At 64.0% G+C, this 18,194-nt stretch carries 20 protein-coding genes; 13 read left to right on the forward strand and 7 right to left on the reverse strand.

Going from position 1 to position 18,194, the window contains the following annotated elements; genetic code table 11:
- The first annotated feature begins 251 nt into the window (after window positions 1-251).
- The 4 genes from sppA to lhpI all read left to right on the forward strand — a co-directional run bounded on the left by sppA (window position 252) and on the right by lhpI (window position 2,975).
- Window positions 252-1,208 (forward strand): signal peptide peptidase SppA, encoded by a 957-nt coding sequence (gene sppA / locus NKI25_RS08320; RefSeq protein ID WP_352998342.1) that lies wholly within the window; start codon window positions 252-254, stop codon window positions 1,206-1,208.
- A gap of 81 nt (window positions 1,209-1,289) precedes the next feature.
- Window positions 1,290-1,574 (forward strand): integration host factor subunit beta, encoded by a 285-nt coding sequence (locus NKI25_RS08325; protein WP_023675261.1) that lies wholly within the window; start codon window positions 1,290-1,292, stop codon window positions 1,572-1,574.
- A gap of 47 nt (window positions 1,575-1,621) precedes the next feature.
- Complete coding sequence (locus NKI25_RS08330) at window positions 1,622-1,954, forward strand: LapA family protein (RefSeq protein ID WP_352633755.1); 333 nt, start codon at window positions 1,622-1,624, stop codon at window positions 1,952-1,954.
- 52 nt (window positions 1,955-2,006) lie between these two features.
- Entirely contained in the window at window positions 2,007-2,975 is a 969-nt protein-coding gene (gene lhpI, locus NKI25_RS08335; protein ID WP_352633757.1) for a bifunctional Delta(1)-pyrroline-2-carboxylate/Delta(1)-piperideine-2-carboxylate reductase, read from the forward strand.
- Between the two features lie 128 nt (window positions 2,976-3,103).
- On the opposite strand, the gene NKI25_RS08340 is transcribed toward lhpI, so the two are convergent.
- Together NKI25_RS08340 and NKI25_RS08345 are read right to left on the reverse strand one after the other, a co-directional pair.
- Window positions 3,104-3,472 (reverse strand): VOC family protein, encoded by a 369-nt coding sequence (locus NKI25_RS08340; RefSeq protein WP_352506606.1) that lies wholly within the window; start codon window positions 3,470-3,472, stop codon window positions 3,104-3,106.
- An 86-nt stretch (window positions 3,473-3,558) separates the two neighbouring features.
- Window positions 3,559-4,242, reverse strand: coding sequence for a helix-turn-helix transcriptional regulator (locus tag NKI25_RS08345; RefSeq protein WP_352468341.1), 684 nt, complete (start codon window positions 4,240-4,242; stop codon window positions 3,559-3,561).
- 106 nt (window positions 4,243-4,348) lie between these two features.
- Here NKI25_RS08345 and NKI25_RS08350 point away from each other — a divergent pair, with 106 nt between their 5' ends.
- The 7 genes from NKI25_RS08350 to olsB all read left to right on the forward strand — a co-directional run bounded on the left by NKI25_RS08350 (window position 4,349) and on the right by olsB (window position 11,794).
- On the forward strand, window positions 4,349-4,834 hold the full coding sequence (locus tag NKI25_RS08350) for a DUF1772 domain-containing protein (protein ID WP_023675257.1): 486 nt from the start codon (window positions 4,349-4,351) through the stop codon (window positions 4,832-4,834).
- 88 nt (window positions 4,835-4,922) lie between these two features.
- Entirely contained in the window at window positions 4,923-5,984 is a 1,062-nt protein-coding gene (locus NKI25_RS08355; RefSeq protein ID WP_023675256.1) for an RsmD family RNA methyltransferase, read from the forward strand.
- Entirely contained in the window at window positions 5,985-6,848 is an 864-nt protein-coding gene (locus NKI25_RS08360) for a TrmH family RNA methyltransferase (protein ID WP_352998343.1), read from the forward strand.
- Window positions 6,849-6,874: 26 nt separating this feature from the next.
- Window positions 6,875-7,351: a signal peptidase II gene (gene lspA / locus NKI25_RS08365; RefSeq protein ID WP_352588495.1), complete on the forward strand. Its 477-nt coding sequence runs from the start codon at window positions 6,875-6,877 to the stop codon at window positions 7,349-7,351.
- A 51-nt stretch (window positions 7,352-7,402) separates the two neighbouring features.
- Window positions 7,403-8,392 carry an acrylyl-CoA reductase (NADPH) gene (acuI, locus tag NKI25_RS08370; RefSeq protein WP_352644096.1) on the forward strand — a complete coding sequence of 330 codons (990 nt, stop codon included), beginning with the start codon at window positions 7,403-7,405 and terminating at the stop codon, window positions 8,390-8,392.
- 88 nt (window positions 8,393-8,480) lie between these two features.
- Window positions 8,481-10,769 (forward strand): PAS domain-containing hybrid sensor histidine kinase/response regulator, encoded by a 2,289-nt coding sequence (locus NKI25_RS08375; RefSeq protein ID WP_352998344.1) that lies wholly within the window; start codon window positions 8,481-8,483, stop codon window positions 10,767-10,769.
- A 149-nt stretch (window positions 10,770-10,918) separates the two neighbouring features.
- A complete protein-coding gene (gene olsB, locus NKI25_RS08380; protein WP_023675251.1) occupies window positions 10,919-11,794 on the forward strand; it encodes a l-ornithine N(alpha)-acyltransferase in 876 nt (291 codons plus the stop codon).
- Window positions 11,795-11,891: 97 nt separating this feature from the next.
- On the opposite strand, the gene grpE is transcribed toward olsB, so the two are convergent.
- The gene (gene grpE / locus NKI25_RS08385) at window positions 11,892-12,527 is read right to left on the reverse strand and encodes a nucleotide exchange factor GrpE (protein ID WP_023675250.1); all 636 of its coding nucleotides are present in this window, start codon (window positions 12,525-12,527) and stop codon (window positions 11,892-11,894) included.
- A 236-nt stretch (window positions 12,528-12,763) separates the two neighbouring features.
- Between grpE and NKI25_RS08390 the strand changes: the two genes are divergently transcribed.
- Both NKI25_RS08390 and NKI25_RS08395 read left to right on the forward strand, forming a co-directional pair.
- Entirely contained in the window at window positions 12,764-12,967 is a 204-nt protein-coding gene (locus NKI25_RS08390) for a hypothetical protein (RefSeq protein WP_023675249.1), read from the forward strand.
- A gap of 127 nt (window positions 12,968-13,094) precedes the next feature.
- A complete protein-coding gene (locus tag NKI25_RS08395; protein WP_352832312.1) occupies window positions 13,095-14,117 on the forward strand; it encodes a fatty acid desaturase in 1,023 nt (340 codons plus the stop codon).
- Between the two features lie 147 nt (window positions 14,118-14,264).
- On the opposite strand, the gene NKI25_RS08400 is transcribed toward NKI25_RS08395, so the two are convergent.
- The 4 genes from NKI25_RS08400 to NKI25_RS08415 form a co-directional block, all read right to left on the reverse strand.
- Window positions 14,265-14,885 (reverse strand): DJ-1/PfpI family protein, encoded by a 621-nt coding sequence (locus NKI25_RS08400; RefSeq protein WP_352703057.1) that lies wholly within the window; start codon window positions 14,883-14,885, stop codon window positions 14,265-14,267.
- Window positions 14,886-15,022: 137 nt separating this feature from the next.
- The gene (locus NKI25_RS08405; protein WP_352453969.1) at window positions 15,023-15,559 is read right to left on the reverse strand and encodes a DUF934 domain-containing protein; all 537 of its coding nucleotides are present in this window, start codon (window positions 15,557-15,559) and stop codon (window positions 15,023-15,025) included.
- Between the two features lie 208 nt (window positions 15,560-15,767).
- Window positions 15,768-16,532: a phosphoadenylyl-sulfate reductase gene (locus NKI25_RS08410; protein WP_352620259.1), complete on the reverse strand. Its 765-nt coding sequence runs from the start codon at window positions 16,530-16,532 to the stop codon at window positions 15,768-15,770.
- A complete protein-coding gene (locus NKI25_RS08415; protein WP_352577446.1) occupies window positions 16,507-18,177 on the reverse strand; it encodes a nitrite/sulfite reductase in 1,671 nt (556 codons plus the stop codon). Before NKI25_RS08415 ends, NKI25_RS08410 begins: the two co-directional genes overlap by 26 nt.
- Window positions 18,178-18,194: the final 17 nt, after the last annotated feature.

Below are 18,194 nucleotides of genomic sequence, written 5' to 3' on the forward strand. Positions count from 1 at the left end.
CCTCAAGCAAGCACAAGCCGAGGAAAACCGCAAAAATGTGACAGCCGCCTCTGTACAATGAAAATGGCCCCAGCGCAGCCTGTACCTCATACCAGATATGGGCGCACAGTGTTAGAGCCTGTAGAACGTGACAGGTTGAGGCTTGCCGCGAATGCCTAAGACGGCCTTTGCCGCAAGGCCGTCAGGAAACGGTAGCCGGGCGCGAATGGTTGCTTTAAAAGCATCTGCTCCCACCGACTACGAGGCTGACCATGGCATTGAGAGCCGACGACCTGATCGACCGCCGCCGCTTGCGCCGCAAGCTGACATTCTGGCGTGTCGCGGCGATTATCGTCGCCGCAGCCGGGCTGATCGCCTTTTCGGCGTGGATCTATGGTGACGACTTCACCGGCGCGGCTGTCGACCACATCGCCAAGGTCAAGATCGAAGGTACCATCACCGAAGACGAAGAACTGATCAAGCGGCTGGAGGCCATCCGTCAGTCGCCGCGCGTCAAGGCTGTGATCCTGTCGATCGATTCACCCGGCGGCACCACCGTCGGTGGCGAATCGATCTACGAGGCAGTGCGCAAGCTCGCTGCCGACAAGCCGGTGGTGGCCGAGGTCGGCACGCTCGCGGCTTCGGCGGGCTACATGATCGCCACCGCGGCCGACCATATTGTCGCACGCAAATCCTCGATCGTCGGCTCGATCGGCGTGCTGATCCAGTACCCGGACGTCAGCGGCCTCATGGACAAGCTCGGCGTCAAGCTGGAGGAGGTGAAATCCTCGCCCTTGAAGGCCTCGCCTTCTCCCTTCAAGCCGACCAATGAGGATGAGCGCGCCATGGTCCGCAAGCTCATCCTCGACAGCTACGACTGGTTCGTCGGCATCGTCGCCGAGCGCCGCAACATGACCAAGCCGGAGGCGCTGGCGCTCGCAGACGGGTCGATCTTCACCGGCCGGCAGGCGGTCACCAAAAGATTGATCGACGCGGTCGGCGGCGAGGCCGAAGCAATCGACTGGCTTGCAGGCAAGGGTGTCGATGCCAAGCTCAAGGTGGTGGAATGGAAGGACACGGAAAAACGTGGTGGTTTCCTGTTCTCCAAGGCGATGGCGCAGACCGTCGGTGCTGCGCTTGGCCTGGCCGGCCATGGCGGCGACGTGCTTCACGAAATTGGAGCGGACCGCTTGTTTCTTGACGGTCTCGTTTCCGTCTGGCACCCTTGAGGAACCGCTTGGGACGAGTGAAAAACCAAATAAAATCATTCTGATAATTTCGGCGGCACTGCTTTTACGGGGAGCCTTTTCATGATCAAATCCGAACTTGTGCAGATCATCGCCACGCGTAATCCGCATCTTTTCCTGCGCGACGTCGAAAACATTGTCAGCGCCATCTTCGATGAAATCACCGACGCGCTTGCCGAGGGCAACCGGGTCGAGTTGCGCGGCTTCGGCGCGTTTTCGGTGAAAAATCGCCCTGCCCGCACCGGGCGCAACCCGCGCACCGGCGAATCCGTAGAGGTCGAGGAGAAATGGGTACCGTTCTTCAAGACCGGCAAGGAATTGCGTGAAAGGCTGAACGGAGGCAAATAGGCGCGGCGCCCGCCACCGCTGGTGCATTTGCTTCCGAACGGAAAAACATGTTCAATCGCTTCATTCTCATCGTGGTTTTCGTGCCGCTGGCCGTCATCCTGATTGCGTTGGCCGTAGCCAACCGCGAACCGGTGGCCTTCACACTCGATCCGTTCAATCCCGGCAATCCGGCGCTGACGCTGACCGTGCCGCTCTTCATTTTCCTGTTCCTGGCGCTGGCCATCGGCATGATCGTCGGCAGCCTGGCGACCTGGATCAAGCAGGGCCGCTACCGCAAGCTGGCGCGCCAGCGCGGCGCCGAGGCCGAGAACCTGCGCCAGGCGGTCAGCCGCGCGCCCACCGCGTCGCAGGGCCCGGCCTTGCCGAAGCCGACGAACTGAGCCGCGGCTCGGGCCTGAAGCGCAGCTGGCCTAGTTCTCCACGGAGCCTTTCATGCTGACCATTTCCGCCGCCGAGGTCGACCGCGCGCTGACCTTTCCCGGGCTGGTCGAGACATTGCGCGCCGCTTTTCGCGACGGCGCCGTGCAGCCGGTCAGGCACCATCACACGGTCGAGCGGCCCGACGGCGCCGCCTCGACCCTGCTTTTGATGCCGGCCTGGACGGACTTCAACGCCGCCGGCACCTCGGCCGGTGGCCATATCGGCGTCAAGATCGTCACCGTGTCGCCCGACAACAATGCCGTCGGCAAGCCTGCGGTGATGGGTCTCTACCTGTTGCTCGACGGCGCCACCGGCGAGCCGCAGGCCTTGATCGACGGCCAGCGGCTGACGCAGTGGCGTACCGCCTGTGCCTCGGCGCTGGCCGCCTCCTATCTGGCCCGCAAGGACGCCTCGCGGCTGCTGGTGGTCGGTGCCGGTGCGCTGTCGCCATTCCTTGCAAGGGCGCATTCGGCGGTGCGTCCGATCAAGAACATCCGCATCTGGAACCGCACGCCGGCCAATGCCGAAAAGGTCGTGGCAAAATTGCGTGCCGAGGGTTTTGCGGCCGAAGCCGCAGGCGATCTCGACGCCGAACTCGGCCAGGCCGATATTGTGTCATCGGCGACCATCACCACCACGCCACTGATCAGGGGCGCCCTCTTGAAGCCCGGAACCCATGTCGATCTGGTCGGCGGCTTCACGCCGGCGATGCGCGAAAGCGACGACGACGCGATTGCACGCGCCCGCGTCTATGTCGATACCCGCGCCGGCGCCACCAAGGAAGCCGGTGACATCGTCCAGCCGCTGGCCTCCGGCGTGTTGAAGCCGGAAGCCATCGTCGCCGACCTTTATGAACTCACGCGCGGCCAGAAAAAAGGCCGGCAGAACGACGACGAGATCACGCTGTTCAAGTCGGTCGGCGCAGCCCTCGAGGACCTCGCCGCTGGCATTGCCGTGTATCGCGCAAGCGTAGGGCAGTAGGGCAGTAGGGCAGTAGGGCAGTAGGGCAGTAGGGCAGTAGGGCAGTAGGAAACTGTACTGATCGTGCGGCGCCGCGCCAGCTATATTTCCTGTCACATACTCCCCTACTGCCCTACTCCCCTACTGCCTTACTCCCTTTGCCAATAAACCCGCAGCCGGTGGCTGTCGGGATCAAGCGCGACGAAGGTGCGGCCGAAATCCATGTCGGTCGGCGTCTGCAGAATTTTCAGCCCGCGGCCGGCCCACTCGGCATGGGTGGCGTCGACGGCACCCGGCGTGTCCAGCGCAAAGACGATCTCGGCGCCACCGCCTGCTGCCGCGGCGGCCGGTTCCACGGTGTGACGCGACCAGAGGCCGAGCTTGAAGCCGTTGTCGAGCACGAACAGCACGAAGGTCGGCGAGGTCTCGACCGGCTGCCGCCCAAGCAGCGCGCTATAGAAGGCGCCGCTTTGCTCAGGCTTGTCGACATAGAGGATGACGAAATTCGGCGGTGTCATGAATTGCTCTCCAGATGGTTTCGACTGGAGGAGCATAGCGTATGCCACTGCCAGATTCTGGCAGCAGTCTCAACTGAGCAGCAGCCTTAGCTTGGCGTGTCGAGCGTCGCCCGCCATTCTTTGAGCAGCACCTGACGGCGGCGCGGATAGCGCATCTCGGTGGCATTGAGACCGGATATCCGGTCGGCGCGAAAGTGCCTGAAATCCTGGCGCATCTCGCACCAGGCCGCGACGACGCGCACCTTGTCGAAGAAGCCGAGTGCGAACGGCCAGACGGTGCGCTCGGAGGCAGCGCCGCCGGCGTCGCGATAGACAAAGCTCAGCTTGCGCTCCTCGCGGATGGCCTGCCGCACCACACCGAGATCGATGCCTTCGGTGACCTCGGTGCGCGACCCGACCAGCAGCGTCGAGGCATCGAGCTCTTCGCGCAAATCGTCCGGCAGCACCGCGGCGATCTTGGCCAGCGCGTCGGTGGCGGCGTTCGCAAGCCGCCAGTCCGGCTGCTTGGCCACCCAGCGCGAACCGAGCACGATCGCCTCGATCTCCTCATCGGTGAACATCAAGGGCGGCAGCATGAAACCGGGCCTGAGCACGTAACCCAACCCCGCCTCGCCCTCGATCGGCGCGCCCTGCCCCTGCAGCGTGGCGATATCGCGATAGAGCGTGCGGATCGACACACCCATTTCGCCCGCAAGGCTGCGGCCGCTGACCGGCCGGCGATGCCGGCGCAGGATCTGGATCAGGTCGAGCAGGCGTTCAGCACGGGACATGAATCATGACCTGGTTTCAATCACGATAGAGCCCCAGCACTTTCGGCGGCAAGCGACATGGTGGCGGACGGGAACGTCTGCGCCCTGACGCCGTTGTCCGGCCATTATGGATATACGCGGGTTCCTGTTGTTCTGGTCGGTTTTGACCGCCATCGTCGCTGCGCTCAGCCTCGGACCATCCTTCGCCCATGTGCTGGAATCGGTGCCGCGGCTGACCAGATGGCCGCCTTCGCTCTGGCGTGAAACCACTGTCTTCAACGCTCAGTTCCAATTCTTCGCGATTGTCGGCGCACCGCTGGACGTGGCCGCGATCGCCTGTCCGGGGCTTCTCGCCTGGATGCTGCGCAGCGACCGCCCGGCATTCTGGTGGATTTTGGCCGCCACCGTGCTTTATCTGATGGCCCTCGTGGCGTGGTTTACCCTGGTCAAACCGGCAAACGATGTCCTGGCCACCTGGGTGCCTGGACCGATCCCGGACAATTTCGAAAGTGTCCGGAGCAGCTGGGAAACCGGCCATATGGTCGTCACCGGCTTCAAGGCCGTTGGTTTCATAGCGCTCGCAGTCGGCCTGCTTTCGATCAGGCGCGGCTGATCCGGTTGCACACGTCGGCAGCCCTTTTGTTGCGCCGGTCAATGTGCTGTGGCAGAAGCGGCGAGCCGCCTTCCGGAGATGCGCCTTCTTGAAACCTTTTCGCGACAAACGCCGCGACAGCCGCCCGCCCGCGAAGGGCGGGGCGGAGCAGCCGCGGCGGCGCGACGCCGGCCTGACCGCCGGTTCGGAGCCTAAACTGCAGGACCGGTCCGAGCCGAAAGCCACGCCGCGCCCTCTATCCCGCCGCGATGGCGCGCTGCCTGCCGAACATCTGCCGCTGATCCTCGAGGTCGGCCCCAATCAGGACTACGCGCTGCTCGACAGCGGCGCCGGAGAAAAACTCGAGCAATACGGCCCCTACCGCATCGTTCGGCCGGAGGGCCAGGCGATCTGGCAAAAGGCTTTGCCGGCCAGGGACTGGGAGCGCGCCGACGCCATTTTCACCGGCGATACCGACGAGGAAGGCATCGGCCGCTGGCGTTTCCCCAAGACGCCGCTCGGCGAGACCTGGCCGATGAAGCATGACGGCATCGATTATCTCGGCCGCTTCACCTCGTTTCGCCATGTCGGCGTCTTTCCCGAGCAGGCCTCGCACTGGGACCACATGGCCGGACTGATCGCGGCGGCAAAACGGCCGGTGAAGGTGTTGAACCTGTTCGGTTACACCGGCCTTGCCTCCTTGGTGGCGGCGCGTGCCGGCGCCGAGGTCACCCACGTCGATGCTTCCAAGAAGGCGATCGGCTGGGCGCGCGAAAACCAAGAAATGGCGGGCTTGTCGCAAAAGCCGATCCGCTGGATCGTCGATGATGCCGTGAAATTCGCCGAACGCGAGGAGCGCCGCGGCAGCCGCTACGACATCATCCTGTTCGACCCGCCCGCCTATGGCCGCGGACCGAAGGGCGAGGTCTGGCAGCTGTTCGAGGATTTGCCGGCGCTGACCGATATCTGCCGCGCGATCCTGACGCCGAAGCCGCTCGCTGTTGTGCTGACCGCCTATTCGATCCGCGCCTCTTTTTTCGCCATCCATGCCGTGATGCGCGACACCTTCGCCGGCATGGGCGGCACGGTCGAGTCGGGTGAATTGATCATCCGCGAGAAATCTGCCGGTCGGGCGCTGTCGACCTCGCTGTTCTCACGCTGGGTGGCCTGAATGAGTGCGTACGAACGGCACGCGGGCGCGCCAGGGCAGGTGAAGGAAGTCACCAGCCTCGCCAACCCGCTGGTCAAGGACATCAAGGCGCTCGCGCTGAAGAAATTCCGTGACCAGCAGAATGCCTTCATGGCCGAAGGCCTGAAGCTGGTCATCGACGCGCTCGATCTCGGCTGGTCGATCAGGACATTGGTCTTCGCCAAGGCCGGACGTGGCAATACGGCGGTTGAAAAGATCGCGGCGCGCACGGTCGCCGCCGGCGGCACCGTCCTTGAAGTTTCGGAAAAAGTGCTGGTCGCCATCACCCGCCGCGACAATCCGCAAATGGTCGTCGGCGTGTTCTCGCAGAAATTCCTGCCGTTGAAGGACATCCGCGCCCGTGACGGCGACGTCTGGGTGGCGCTCGACCGCGTCCGCGACCCCGGCAATCTCGGCGCCGTCATCCGCACGGTCGACGCTGTCGGGGCCAGGGGCGTCATCTTGGTCGGCGAGACCACCGATCCCTTTTCGGTCGAAACGGTGCGCGCCACCATGGGCTCGATTTTCGCCGTGCCGGTCGCCAAGGCGTCGTCCGAAGCTTTTCTCGCCTGGCGAACGAGCTTTCCCGGCCTCGTCGCCGGCACCCATCTGAAGGGTGCGGTCGACTACCGCTCGGTCGATTTTTCAAAAGGCCCGGTGCTTTTGATGATGGGTAACGAGCAGCAAGGCCTGCCTGACGAGCTTGCCGCAAGCTGCGACAAACTGCTGCGGATACCGCAGGCCGGCCGCGCCGATTCGCTCAACCTTGCGGTGGCCACCGGCGTCATGCTGTTCGAGATCCGGCGCGGCGCGCTGAAGCTCGGCCCGGAGGATGCCCGATCGTGACGTCCCAAACCGTGAAACTGCAAACTATGAAGTCCTGGAGCCCCTACGCTTTTCTGGTTGTCGCCGCGATAGCGCTCGACCAGTGGCTGAAATATCTGGTCGAGACCGGCCTTGCCTTTCAGGAAAAGCTCGATCTCCTGCCTTTCCTGGCGCTGTACCGCACCTACAACACCGGCATCGCGTTTTCGCTGTTTTCGTCCTTCGGCGACACCGGCCTGGTGGTCGTCGCGGTTGTGGTGGTCGCTTTCGTGCTCTACCTTGCGGCCCGCACGCCGCCGGGCCACCTGCTTGCCCGCATCGGCTTCGCGCTGATCGTCGGCGGCGCGCTCGGCAATCTGATCGACCGCGCTATCTACGGTCATGTCATCGACTATATTCTGTTTCACACGCCGGTCTGGTCCTTCGCGATCTTCAACCTCGCCGATGCCTTCATTTCGGTCGGTGCCGTGCTGGTCGTCTTCGACGAACTCATTGGCTGGCGGCGCGGAGCGTCGAGCGATTGACCTCACTCGCCTGGCGCCGCACATTCTGATCTGCAAGCCCGAGGAGAAAAAATGCCCGAAACCTTCAAAGCCATCCTCGTTTCGCGTGACGCCGAGAAAAACCAGTCAGTCGCGGTGACCGAGCTTACCGAGGCAGACCTGATGGAGGGCGACGTCACTGTCGCGGTCGAGGCGACGACGGTGAACTACAAGGACGGTCTTGCAATTACCGGCAAGGCGCCGGTGATCCGCCGCTGGCCGCTGGTGCCGGGCATCGATTTCGCCGGCACCGTCATCTCGTCTTCCAATCCTGGCTGGCGCAAGGGTGACAAGGTCATATTGAACGGCTGGGGCGTCGGCGAGACGCATTTCGGCGCCTATGCCGGACGCGCCCGCGTCAAGGGCGACTGGCTGGTGCCGCTGCCGGACGGCATGAGCCCGCATGATGCGATGGCGGTCGGCACCGCCGGCTACACCGCCATGCTTTGCGTCATCGCGCTGGAGCGCCACGGCATCGTGCCCGATCGCGGCCCGGTGGTGGTGACCGGCGCTGCCGGTGGCGTCGGCTCGGTCGCGGTCTCGATCCTGTCCAGCCTCGGCTATCACGTCATCGCCTCGACCGGCCGCGCTGCCGAAAGCCCCTATCTGATCGACCTCGGCGCCGCGGAAGTGATTTCACGCGACGAGCTCACCCAGCCGGCAAAACCGCTCGCCAAGGAACGCTGGGCCGGCGGCGTCGATGCGGTCGGCAGTCACACGCTGGCCAACGTTCTGTCGATGACCTCCTATGGCGGCGCCGTCGCCGCTTGCGGCCTCGCCGGCGGCATGGACCTGCCGGCAAGCGTCGCCCCCTTCATCCTGCGCGGCGTCTCGCTGCTCGGCATCGATTCGGTGATGGCGCCGAAGGCGGTCCGCCTCGAGGCCTGGCGCCGCATCGGCGCCGATCTTGACCACGCAAAGCTTGCCAGCCTGTCGACGAGCATCGGCTTCGACGGCATCATCGGCGCCGCGCATGACATCGTCGAGGGTAAGATCCGCGGCCGCGTGGTGGTGGATATGTGAGCCCCCAAGGGATAAAAAAGAGCGCGACCGCTAAAATTCGAGCGATCAACCACAACCTTCGATAAGCTCTGTCTGGCAGGAGTTCCGTATGATTGCGGAACCCGGCATCAGAGAGGCGGAACCAGCCGAACGGGCCGACGGGACGGCCCCCGCGGCGCCAGGACGGCAGCTTGTCGCCGCGCCACCGCTGGCGCCGGAACTGCCGGCCTCCAACCGCGAAGGCCTGCCCTTCCTGACGCTCGTCGCCATCGTCGTGCTGGCAGGCTTTTCGCATCTGACCGGGGCGCCGATCTTCATCACCATCGGCCTTTTGGCGACAGCCATCGCCGGGCTCGCCATGCATCTGCGCAACAGGCGCACCGAGCGCCGCGCGGTGGCCGTGCTCGATGCCACGACCGCCCGCAGCCGCGCCGAAATCGAGACGCTGGCCGACCGCATGTGGGAGATGCAGGAGAGCGAGGAGCGCTTTCGCGGGCTGATCGATGCACTCGGCGATCTCGTCGTCCATCGTGACCGCGACGGCCACATTGTCTACGCCAACAAGGTTTTCGCCGACCTTGTCGAAACCGACCAGCGCGACCTTGCCGGCAAGACCCTGGCCGAACTAGGCATCGATGTCGGCATCGTCCCCGACGCCGCGTTTTCCGACCATGAATGCCTGAGTTCCACCGACGTCGCCATTCGCACGCCGGACGGCCCACGCTGGTTCTCTTGGATCGAGCTGTCGGTGCGCGACAAGGACAGCGGCGCCGTTTCGCATCGCGCCATCGCCCGCGACATCACCGCTCGCAAGCGCGCCGAATCCTCGCTGATCACCGCCCGCGAGCGGGCCGAATATGCGAGCCAGGCCAAATCGCGCTTCCTCGCCACCGTCAGCCACGAGATCCGCACGCCGATGAACGGCATCATGGGCATGGCCCGGCTTCTCGCCGACACCAGCCTTTCGCCCGAGCAGCGGACCTATGTCGGCGCCATCTCGACCTCGGCCAGCGCGCTGCTGGCGCTGATCGAGGACCTGCTCGATTACTCGAAGATCGAGGCCGGCCGCTTCGATCCCGAACCGCAGCCGATGTCGGTGCGTGAGATCGCCGACAACGTCATCGAACTCTTGGCGGCGCGGGCTTTTGCCAAGGATATCGGCCTCGGCTGCCATGTCGAACCCGACGTGCCGCAGCTGATCACCGCCGACCCCGGCAGGGTCAGGCAGGTGCTGCTCAATCTCATCGGCAACGCCGTCAAGTTCACCGACAGCGGCGGCGTCCTGGCAAGCATCGCCCGCGTCCGCACCGAAACCACCGACCGCATCCGCTTCACCATCGCTGATACCGGCCCCGGTCTGCGCGAGGAGGACATGGAGCGCATCTTCGAGGACTTCGAACAGGCTGACGGCACCTCGACCCGTGCGCATGGCGGTGCCGGCCTCGGTCTCGCCATTTCCAAGCGCCTGGTGACCGCCATGGGCGGCACTATCTCTGTGTCGAGCCGGCTTGGCCAGGGGTCCGAATTCGTCTTCGATATTCCCGCTATTTCCGCCGTCGAGGCGCCGCAGATCCGCCAGGACGCGCTGTCGGGCCGGCATGCGGTGATCGTGTCGAAGAACCTGGTCGAGGCCGGAGCCCTCGCCCGCACCATTCGCGCCAATGGCGGCACGGTCGATCTGGCCACCGCCGCCGCCCAGGCCACCGCTTTCGCCGAGGGCTGTGACGTGCTTCTGATCGATGCTGCCATGGAGCAAAGCGACGGCAGGCTGCTCAGGCGCCTGCGCCAGAGCGGATTTGCCGATTGCGAGGCAGTGACGCTGATCGCGCCGACCGACCGCGGCATGCTTGGCGAGTTCCGTGCCAACGGTTACGCCACCTTCCTGGCGAGGCCGGTGCGCGGCGAGACACTGCTGCGCGTGCTCTTGACCAGCCATGCACCGGTCATCGCCGAGCCGCAACTGCAAAGGCGCGGCGCGCAGGCGGGGCACGCCATTGGCGCCCGCCAGCAGGGCCTGTCGGTGCTGATCGCCGAGGACAACGACATCAACGCCATGCTGGCCCGCGCCACGCTGCTGAAGGCCGGGCATCGCGTGAAAGTGGTCGGCAACGGCAAGGCCGCCGTCGAGGCGGTCATCAGCACCGGCCACAAGCACCGTTACGACGTGGTGCTGATGGACTTGCATATGCCTGTCATGGACGGCCTGGACGCCATCGCCGCCATCCGCCGCCATGAGGAGGAGACCGCGGTGCCGCCGGTGCCGATCATGGTGCTGTCGGCCGACAGCCAGGAAAAGACCCGCCACGCCGTGCTCGCTCACGGTGCCAGCGGCTTCGTCACCAAGCCGCTCGACCCCGATGCCCTGGTTCATGCGGTCGAAGGGCAAGCGGCCGCCTGAGGCACAACATAGACGGTTGATAGATTACCCAGCCGACGAAGTATTGCCCGCAGAGCCGTATCACGGTACTGTCACAATCCTGTTGCACCTACACCGTATCCCCGTGCCAAGAGGGATGGCTCGAAGGAGAATCACTCGTGCATACAGTCATGCCGGAATGTGATGCTCGGCCGAACGCCAGCGGGCCTTTGCTCGTCGGCCGGAACGCCGATGCCGTCATAAAAGGCGCATCGCTCGGCCGCATCGGCAATCTCGAAGTGCGGCTCGCCCGCAACGAGGCCGAGATCGCTGCCGCGCAGGAAGTGCGCTACCGGGTGTTCTACGACGAGCTTGGTGCCAGGAAGGACCTGTTCCAGATGCAGGACCGCCGCGATGCCGATCGCTTCGATCCCCTCTGCGATCATCTGCTGGTCTTCGATACTTCGCTTTCCGGCCCCGAGCATCGCCGCATCGTCGGCACCTACCGCCTGCTGCGGCAGGAGATTGCCGCGGCCGCCGGCGGCTTCTATTCCGAAGGTGAATTCGAGCTGACCAAGCTGATCGCGCGGCATCCCGGCCAGCGCTTCCTCGAGCTCGGCCGCTCCTGCGTTCTGCCGGAATACCGCTCGAAGCGCACCATCGAGGCGCTGTGGCAAGGCATCTGGGCCTATATCAACCATTACGGCATTGGCGTGATGACCGGCTGCGCGTCGTTCCACGGCACCGTGCCGGCGGCACATGCGGAGGCGCTGACCTATCTTGCCCACCACTGCCGGACGAATTCATCCTGGGACGTGCGCGCCGTCGCCGGGCGCTATTGTTCCATGGATCTGATGCCGATCGAGGCCGTCAATACCAAGGCGGCGATCGCCGCGATGCCGCCGCTGGTCAAGGGCTATCTGCGCGTCGGCGCGCGCATCGGCGACGGTTGCGTCATTGATCGTGAATTCTCGACGGTCGACGTGTTCGTGGTTATGCCGGTCAAGGAGATCGGTGCCCGCTACGTCAATTATTATGGCGGAGAAGCGCAGCGGTTTGCGGCCTGAAGTAGTGAATAGTGAATAGTGAATAGAACATAGCACTGACTGCTGGAGCAGCAATTGGCTACTCACTACTCACCATTCACTACTAACCATTCACCATTCACGCATCTTTCTCAGCCTGCTCGTTGACCGGCCCCGGCTCCACCGGCGCTTCGCTTGCCACATGCTTGGGGCCGCCCTTGGCGACGCCGACCATGGCCGGCCGCAGAACACGCTCGCCGATCGAATAGCCGGGCTGCACGACCTGCACGACCGTATTTGCCGGTACGTCGGGATTGGGCACCTCGAACATGGCCTGGTGGAAATTCGGATCGAATTTCTCGCCCTCGGGCTCGAGCTTCTTCACGCCGTGGCGTTCCAGCGCCGACAGCATGGCGCGCTCGGTGATCTCGACGCCGTCGATCAGCGCCTTGAAGCCGGCATCGCCCGAAGCCTTGGCCTCCTCCGGGATGGCATCCAGCGCACGGCGCAGATTGTCTGACACCGAAAGCATGTCGCGGGCAAAATTGGCAACCGCATAGGCGCGCGCATCGTGGACGTCGCGGGCGGTGCGGCGACGCAAGTTCTCCATGTCGGCCGCGACGCGCAGCGCGCGATCCTTCAGCTCTTCGTTTTCCTTCAGAAGCCGCACAAGCGCTTCATAGTCGCCGTCGACGCCGCCTTCCCTTGGCTCCGCGGCAGCCTCGGTCTTCTCGGCTTCATCGGGCGCGCGTTCGTCTTTTGCCTGGTCGCTCATCGCCGTTTCCCGTCATTTTCGAATGGTGTGGATTTGCGCCCGATATCGAGGTTTAGCGGCCAAAAATCAAGGGGCAAGCGCTACTGCAGCCGCTGCCGCGGCTTGATGGCGGACGGCGCAGACCTTTCGATTTTAATTCAAACTTTACCGTACCCGACGGCTTTGCTTGCCAGCATACTACAATGCGGGAACCATTCCTCCCTTGGAAGAGTTTCGAAGCCGACACAGGATTTTGGATGATGCCCCGCAGGAATGGCGAAAAACGCGACGGGCTCGCCGCCGATATCCGGCGCCAGCTCGGCACCGAGGCGACCAAGCGCTTTCTGCGCACCTTGCCGGCCTTCCGCACGGAGTCCGATATTCCCGACCGTCTGAAGGAATTGCTCGACCGCCTGGACGGCGTCGAAGCCAAGGTGGTCGCAGGCGGGCGCCGTCGGTAGGCGCCGTTGCCGGCGACGCGCCTGGCGACTGCGGCCACCAATTCCTCGCCATCGCGCGACATTTACCCGCAGTAACTTTGCGTGATCGCCGCCTTGCGGCAGCGCCCTGCTCCGCCTATGTTTCATAATGAACATGATTTCCCCCGAAGCTGTGGCAAACAGCAAGCGCGCCTGGTTGAAAATCCTGTCGCGCTATAAAAAGCCCGACAGGCGTCGCAGCGCCGTCGAACTCGCCATCACCCTCATTCCTTTCGCCACGCTGTGGGGATTGTCTTCGGCCGCTTATGCCTATGGCCATTGGTGGGGTCTGGTCCTCATCCTTCCGGCCGCCGGCTTTCTGGTGCGGATCTTCATGATCCAGCACGATTGCGGCCACGGCTCCTTCTTTGCCAATCGCTATGCCGACGACTGGATCGGCCGCGTGCTTGGCGTGCTGACGCTGACGCCCTACGATTGCTGGCGCCGCGCCCACGCAACCCATCACGCCAGCGCCGGCAACCTCGACGAGCGCGGCACCGGCGACATCAAGACACTGACCGTCGCCGAATACCGGCAACTGTCATGGCGAGGCCGGCTCGCCTATCGCCTTTATCGCCATCCGCTGGTGATGTTCGGCCTTGGCCCGATATGGATCTTCATTTTCGAGCAGAGACTGCCCTTGGGCATGATGCGGGGCGGTTTCACCCCCTGGGTGTCGTCGATGTCGACCAACCTCGCGATCGCGGTCATCGCCGCGCTGCTCATCTGGTTCGTTGGCCCCGGCGCGTTTCTGGTCGTGCATTTGCCGATCGTCATCCTCGCCGGATCGGCCGGCATCTGGCTGTTTTATGTCCAGCATCAGTTCGAAGAGACGGAGTGGACAAAGGACTCCGAGTGGGAATTCCAGCACGCTGCCCTGCACGGTTCGTCCTATTACGACCTGCCGCCGGTGCTGAACTGGATCACCGGCAATATCGGCGTCCACCACGTGCACCACCTCTCGGCCAAGGTGCCATGCTACCGGCTTCCGGAAGTGCTGAGGGACTATCCGGAGCTGCGTGAGATCGGCCGCGTCACACTCCTCGACAGCCTGCGCTGCGTCAAGCTGGCGCTGTGGGACGAGAGCCGCAGCAAGCTGGTATCGTTCCGCGAAGCGCGGATGGCCGTGTAGACGCACCGCCGCATCTAAAGCGCGTCGCGCTCGACCGGCCTCATGCGACGCGCTTTAGGTTGTTGTTTACGCATGCCGTTATCGCAAAACCGCTGAACACTTTTGCGCGACATGCGTTAGGGGTGCGGCGGGCTCCACATTCCGAGCTTAAGCCGCCTGGCGCTGGTCGCGCATCAGGATCTCGCCTTGGCGGATCTCGGTGCCCAGCACTTTCAGGCATTCGCGCATGAACGCGGCAAGGCCCGGCCAGCCCTTGGCCGACACCAGATTGCCGTCGACATGGGCGCCGGTCGGCGTAACATCGATATAGATGCCGCCGGCCAGCGTGACTTCCGGCTCGCAATATTGCAGCGCCGCGACTTCGCGGCCGCGCACCACGCCGTCGACCGCGATCAGGATCTGCACGCCGTGGCAGATGGTGAAGATTGGTTTTCCCGTCTCATGGAAATGCCGCACCAGCGCCTGCACGCGCTTGTCGATGCGGATATATTCCGGCCCGCGCCCGCCCGCCGCATAGACGGCATCGTAGTCGGCCGGATTGACCTCAGAAAACGTCTTGTTGAGGATGTAGTCGTGGCCGAGCTTTTCCGTATAGGTCTGGTGGCCCTCGAAGTCGTGCAGCGAGGTCTTCAGGATATCGCCGGCCTTCTTGTCGGGGCAAACGACATGGACGGTGTGGCCCACCGCATGCATGGCCTGTTCAAAGACGAAAATCTCGTACTCCTCGCTGAACTCGCCAACGAGCATCAATATCTTCTTGCCAGCCATACTCGGTTCCTCCCTTGTGGCCACATTTATTCGGATCGCGAAATAATGGGCCTATCCTAAGGCGGAGACGCGCAAAATAAAAGGCTGAATCGGGAATGTGGTCCGACCAGATAGGGCTTCTGGTCCCCTGGAGCAGATCAGCCGGCGCGCACCCGCCGCCACGAATATTTCGGGCCTTTGGCCTCCGGCTTCACCGCCGGCTGGTAGGACAGCGGCAGTCCGCCGGTACGACCTTGCTCGAGCCGCTTCAGCAGCACCGGGTGCGAGATCTCGAATTCGTCGAAGCCGAGGCGCAGCATATGCGGCAGCTGATCAATCAGCACCTGCCCGGTGGCGCGCATAGCGCCTGCAAAATGATAACGGCTGCGCAGCAATTCGCCCTTGGAGAACGAGCGGCCGTCATTGAACGCCGGAAACGCCAGCGCCACCAGCGACAGCTGATCGAGCAGGCCTGCGATCTTTTCGAGCTGATCGCCGGGCTGCAGCAGCACACCGATGCGCTCCTTCGCCGACCGCCGCACCTCCGGATCGAGGCCGAGAAACGCCTGCAACGGCAGGATGAAACGGCCATTGCCGACCAGCGCCTCGGCGCTTTCGGCATGAACCCACTCGTCCTCGCGGAACCCATCCGGTGTCCATAGCCGCATGGCGTTTTCGGCTATCAAGTCGCTCATCAAGAAAATTCCCAAGTCCACAATATTCTCAAATTCAAAACACCCCAGGGTGTGTCGAGATTCAGTCAGGCCGAGCCGAAGCCGACGGCGGGCGCGAAGCGACCAAACTGGGTGGCTTCCGACAACCGGAGCGGAGCGTACTTTGGGTACGTGAGCGCCGGAAGCGCAGGAAGCCGCCGTTTGCAGGCCGGCTGAATATCAACATACCCTAAAGCGAGGCGTCGGTCAGCGACCTTTCCAGCCCCGACAAGTGGATGCCGCATTCGGTCTTGGCGTGCCCGGCCCAGCGGCCGCTGCGCGCGTCGTCGCCCGGTTGCACCGGCTGCGTGCATGGGAAACAGCCGATCGACAGATAGCCATAGGCGACCAGCGGGTTCTCACGCAGCGCATGCGCGCGCATGTAGCCGGCCTGGTCCGATGTCGTCCAGTGCGCCAGCGGATTGATGCGGATGCGCGAGCCGACCGCCTCGAACACCGGCAGCGCTGCCCGGGTCGCCGCCTGGAAGCGCTTGCGGCCGGTGAACCAGGCGCGGAACGGCTCGACGCCGCGCGCCAGCGGCTCGACCTTGCGGACGTCGCAGCAGGCGTCGGTGTCGGTCTCGTTCAGATTGCCGGTCGGGTCGATCCTTGCCAGCGCCGCATCGTCGGGCCTGATCACCCGGATATCGCTCAGCCCGAAATCGGCAACCAGCGCGTCACGATAGCCGAGCGTCTCCTCGAAATGCTTGCCGGTGTCGAGAAAGATCACCGGCAGCGTGCGGTCGATCTCGGCGATCATGTGCAGCAGCACCGCCGAATCCGCGCCGAAGGACGAGACGGCGGCGATTTCGCCGTGAAAGAACTCCCGGGCCGACCGCTCGATGATCTCCAGCGGCTTCAGATGGCCGTAGAGCGCGTCGAGACCCGCCGCTTGGGCGGCGATGCCGGCCTCGACGTCGACGATCCGGTCAAGCGGCCTTGGCTTCGCCAGCATAGAGCGCCTCCTTGAACGGCGCGGGACCGACACGGCGGTAGGCGTCGATGAATCTTTCGTTTCTGTCCAGCCGAAGCCCGAGATAGGTCTCGACGATCTGCTCGATGGCGTCGGTGATCTCTTCCGAACTGAAGCCGCGGCCGATGATCTCGCCGACCGAGGTGTTCTCGTCGGCCGAGCCGCCGAGCGTCACCTGGTAGAGCTCGGCGCCTTTCTTCTCGACCCCGAGGATGCCGATATGGCCGACATGGTGATGGCCGCAGGCATTGATGCAGCCGGAAATCTTCAGCTTCAATTCGCCAATCTCGCGCTGGCGCTCCAGTGAGGCGAAGCGCCGCGAGATTTCCTGCGCCACGGGAATCGAGCGCGCCGTTGCCAGCGCGCAATAATCGAGGCCGGGGCAGGAGATGATGTCGCTGATCAGGTTGGAATTGGCCGTCGCCAGCCCGATATCGACAAGCGCGTCATAGACCGCCTTGAGGTCGGCCCGCGCGACATGCGGCAGGATCAGGTTCTGCTCGTGGCTGACGCGCAGCTCGTCGAAGGAATATTTTTCGGCAATGTCGGCGACCGCTTCCATCTGGCTGTCGGAGGCATCGCCCGGCGTCTCGCCGATGCCCTTGAGCGAGATGGTCACCGCCGCGTAGTCGGGATGGCGATGGGTGACCACATTCTGGTCCAGCCATTCGGAAAAGCTCTTGGAGTCGAGGCGGGCAAGCTTGACCGCCTCATCGCCTTCCGGCCGGTCGACAAGCGCCGGCGGCGCGAAGTAGGCGTCGATGGCGCGGATGTCTTCTTCCGGCAGCCTCAGCTCGGCGTCCTTCAACTCCTGCCATTCGGCCTCGACCTGGCGGGTGATCTCCTCGACGCCGGTCTCATGGACCAGGATCTTGATGCGCGCCTTGAACTTGTTGTCGCGACGGCCGTAGAGGTTGTAAACGCGCAGGATCGCCGTGCAGTAGGACAACAGATCCGCTTCGGGCAGGAAGTCGCGGATCTTCTTGGCCACCATTGGCGTGCGGCCCTGGCCGCCGCCGACATAGACGGCGAAACCAAGCTCGCCGGCGGCGTTCTTCTTCAGGTGCAGGCCGATGTCGTGCGTCTGGATGGCGGCGCGGTCGCGCTCGGCGCCGGTCACCGCGATCTTGAATTTTCGCGGCAGGAACAAGAACTCCGGATGCACCGAGGACCATTGCCGCAGGATTTCGGCATAGGGGCGCGGATCGGCAACCTCGTCAGCGGCGGCGCCGGCGAAGTGGTCGGCGGTGACGTTGCGGATGCAGTTGCCGCTGGTCTGGATGGCGTGCATCTCGACGCTTGCCAGATCGGCCAGGATCGCCGGGATGTCCGACAGCGCCGGCCAGTTGAACTGGATGTTCTGGCGCGTCGTGAAATGGCCGTAACCCTTGTCGTATTTGCGGGCGATGTGGCCAAGCATACGCAGCTGCTTGCTGTTCAGCGTGCCGTAGGGCACCGCGATGCGCAGCATATAGGCATGCAGTTGCAGATAGACGCCGTTCATCAGCCGCAGCGGCCGGAACTGGTCCTCGGTGATCTCGCCGGCAAGGCGCCGAGCGACCTGGTCGCTGAACTCGGCGACGCGGGCCTTGACGAAATCGTGGTCAAACTCATCGTAACGGTACATATTCAGGTCTTTCCGGG

The sequence above is a fragment of the Mesorhizobium sp. M0808 genome, from assembly GCF_040320025.1.
Classification (GTDB): Bacteria; Pseudomonadota; Alphaproteobacteria; order Rhizobiales; family Rhizobiaceae; genus Mesorhizobium.

What these genes read in the sequence shown, in the direction of transcription:
- sppA (WP_352998342.1), top strand. Translation starts at nt 252, where the DNA reads ATGGCATTGAGAGCCGACGACCTGATCGACCGCCGCCGCTTGCGCCGC.
- NKI25_RS08325 (WP_023675261.1), top strand. Translation starts at nt 1,290, where the DNA reads ATGATCAAATCCGAACTTGTGCAGATCATCGCCACGCGTAATCCGCAT.
- NKI25_RS08330 (WP_352633755.1), top strand. Translation starts at nt 1,622, where the DNA reads ATGTTCAATCGCTTCATTCTCATCGTGGTTTTCGTGCCGCTGGCCGTC.
- lhpI (WP_352633757.1), top strand. Translation starts at nt 2,007, where the DNA reads ATGCTGACCATTTCCGCCGCCGAGGTCGACCGCGCGCTGACCTTTCCC.
- NKI25_RS08340 (WP_352506606.1), bottom strand. Translation starts at nt 3,472, where the DNA reads ATGACACCGCCGAATTTCGTCATCCTCTATGTCGACAAGCCTGAGCAA.
- NKI25_RS08345 (WP_352468341.1), bottom strand. Translation starts at nt 4,242, where the DNA reads ATGTCCCGTGCTGAACGCCTGCTCGACCTGATCCAGATCCTGCGCCGG.
- NKI25_RS08350 (WP_023675257.1), top strand. Translation starts at nt 4,349, where the DNA reads ATGGATATACGCGGGTTCCTGTTGTTCTGGTCGGTTTTGACCGCCATC.
- NKI25_RS08360 (WP_352998343.1), top strand. Translation starts at nt 5,985, where the DNA reads ATGAGTGCGTACGAACGGCACGCGGGCGCGCCAGGGCAGGTGAAGGAA.
- lspA (WP_352588495.1), top strand. Translation starts at nt 6,875, where the DNA reads ATGAAGTCCTGGAGCCCCTACGCTTTTCTGGTTGTCGCCGCGATAGCG.
- acuI (WP_352644096.1), top strand. Translation starts at nt 7,403, where the DNA reads ATGCCCGAAACCTTCAAAGCCATCCTCGTTTCGCGTGACGCCGAGAAA.
- NKI25_RS08375 (WP_352998344.1), top strand. Translation starts at nt 8,481, where the DNA reads ATGATTGCGGAACCCGGCATCAGAGAGGCGGAACCAGCCGAACGGGCC.
- olsB (WP_023675251.1), top strand. Translation starts at nt 10,919, where the DNA reads ATGCCGGAATGTGATGCTCGGCCGAACGCCAGCGGGCCTTTGCTCGTC.
- grpE (WP_023675250.1), bottom strand. Translation starts at nt 12,527, where the DNA reads ATGAGCGACCAGGCAAAAGACGAACGCGCGCCCGATGAAGCCGAGAAG.
- NKI25_RS08390 (WP_023675249.1), top strand. Translation starts at nt 12,764, where the DNA reads ATGATGCCCCGCAGGAATGGCGAAAAACGCGACGGGCTCGCCGCCGAT.
- NKI25_RS08395 (WP_352832312.1), top strand. Translation starts at nt 13,095, where the DNA reads ATGAACATGATTTCCCCCGAAGCTGTGGCAAACAGCAAGCGCGCCTGG.
- NKI25_RS08400 (WP_352703057.1), bottom strand. Translation starts at nt 14,885, where the DNA reads ATGGCTGGCAAGAAGATATTGATGCTCGTTGGCGAGTTCAGCGAGGAG.
- NKI25_RS08405 (WP_352453969.1), bottom strand. Translation starts at nt 15,559, where the DNA reads ATGAGCGACTTGATAGCCGAAAACGCCATGCGGCTATGGACACCGGAT.
- NKI25_RS08410 (WP_352620259.1), bottom strand. Translation starts at nt 16,532, where the DNA reads ATGCTGGCGAAGCCAAGGCCGCTTGACCGGATCGTCGACGTCGAGGCC.
- NKI25_RS08415 (WP_352577446.1), bottom strand. Translation starts at nt 18,177, where the DNA reads ATGTACCGTTACGATGAGTTTGACCACGATTTCGTCAAGGCCCGCGTC.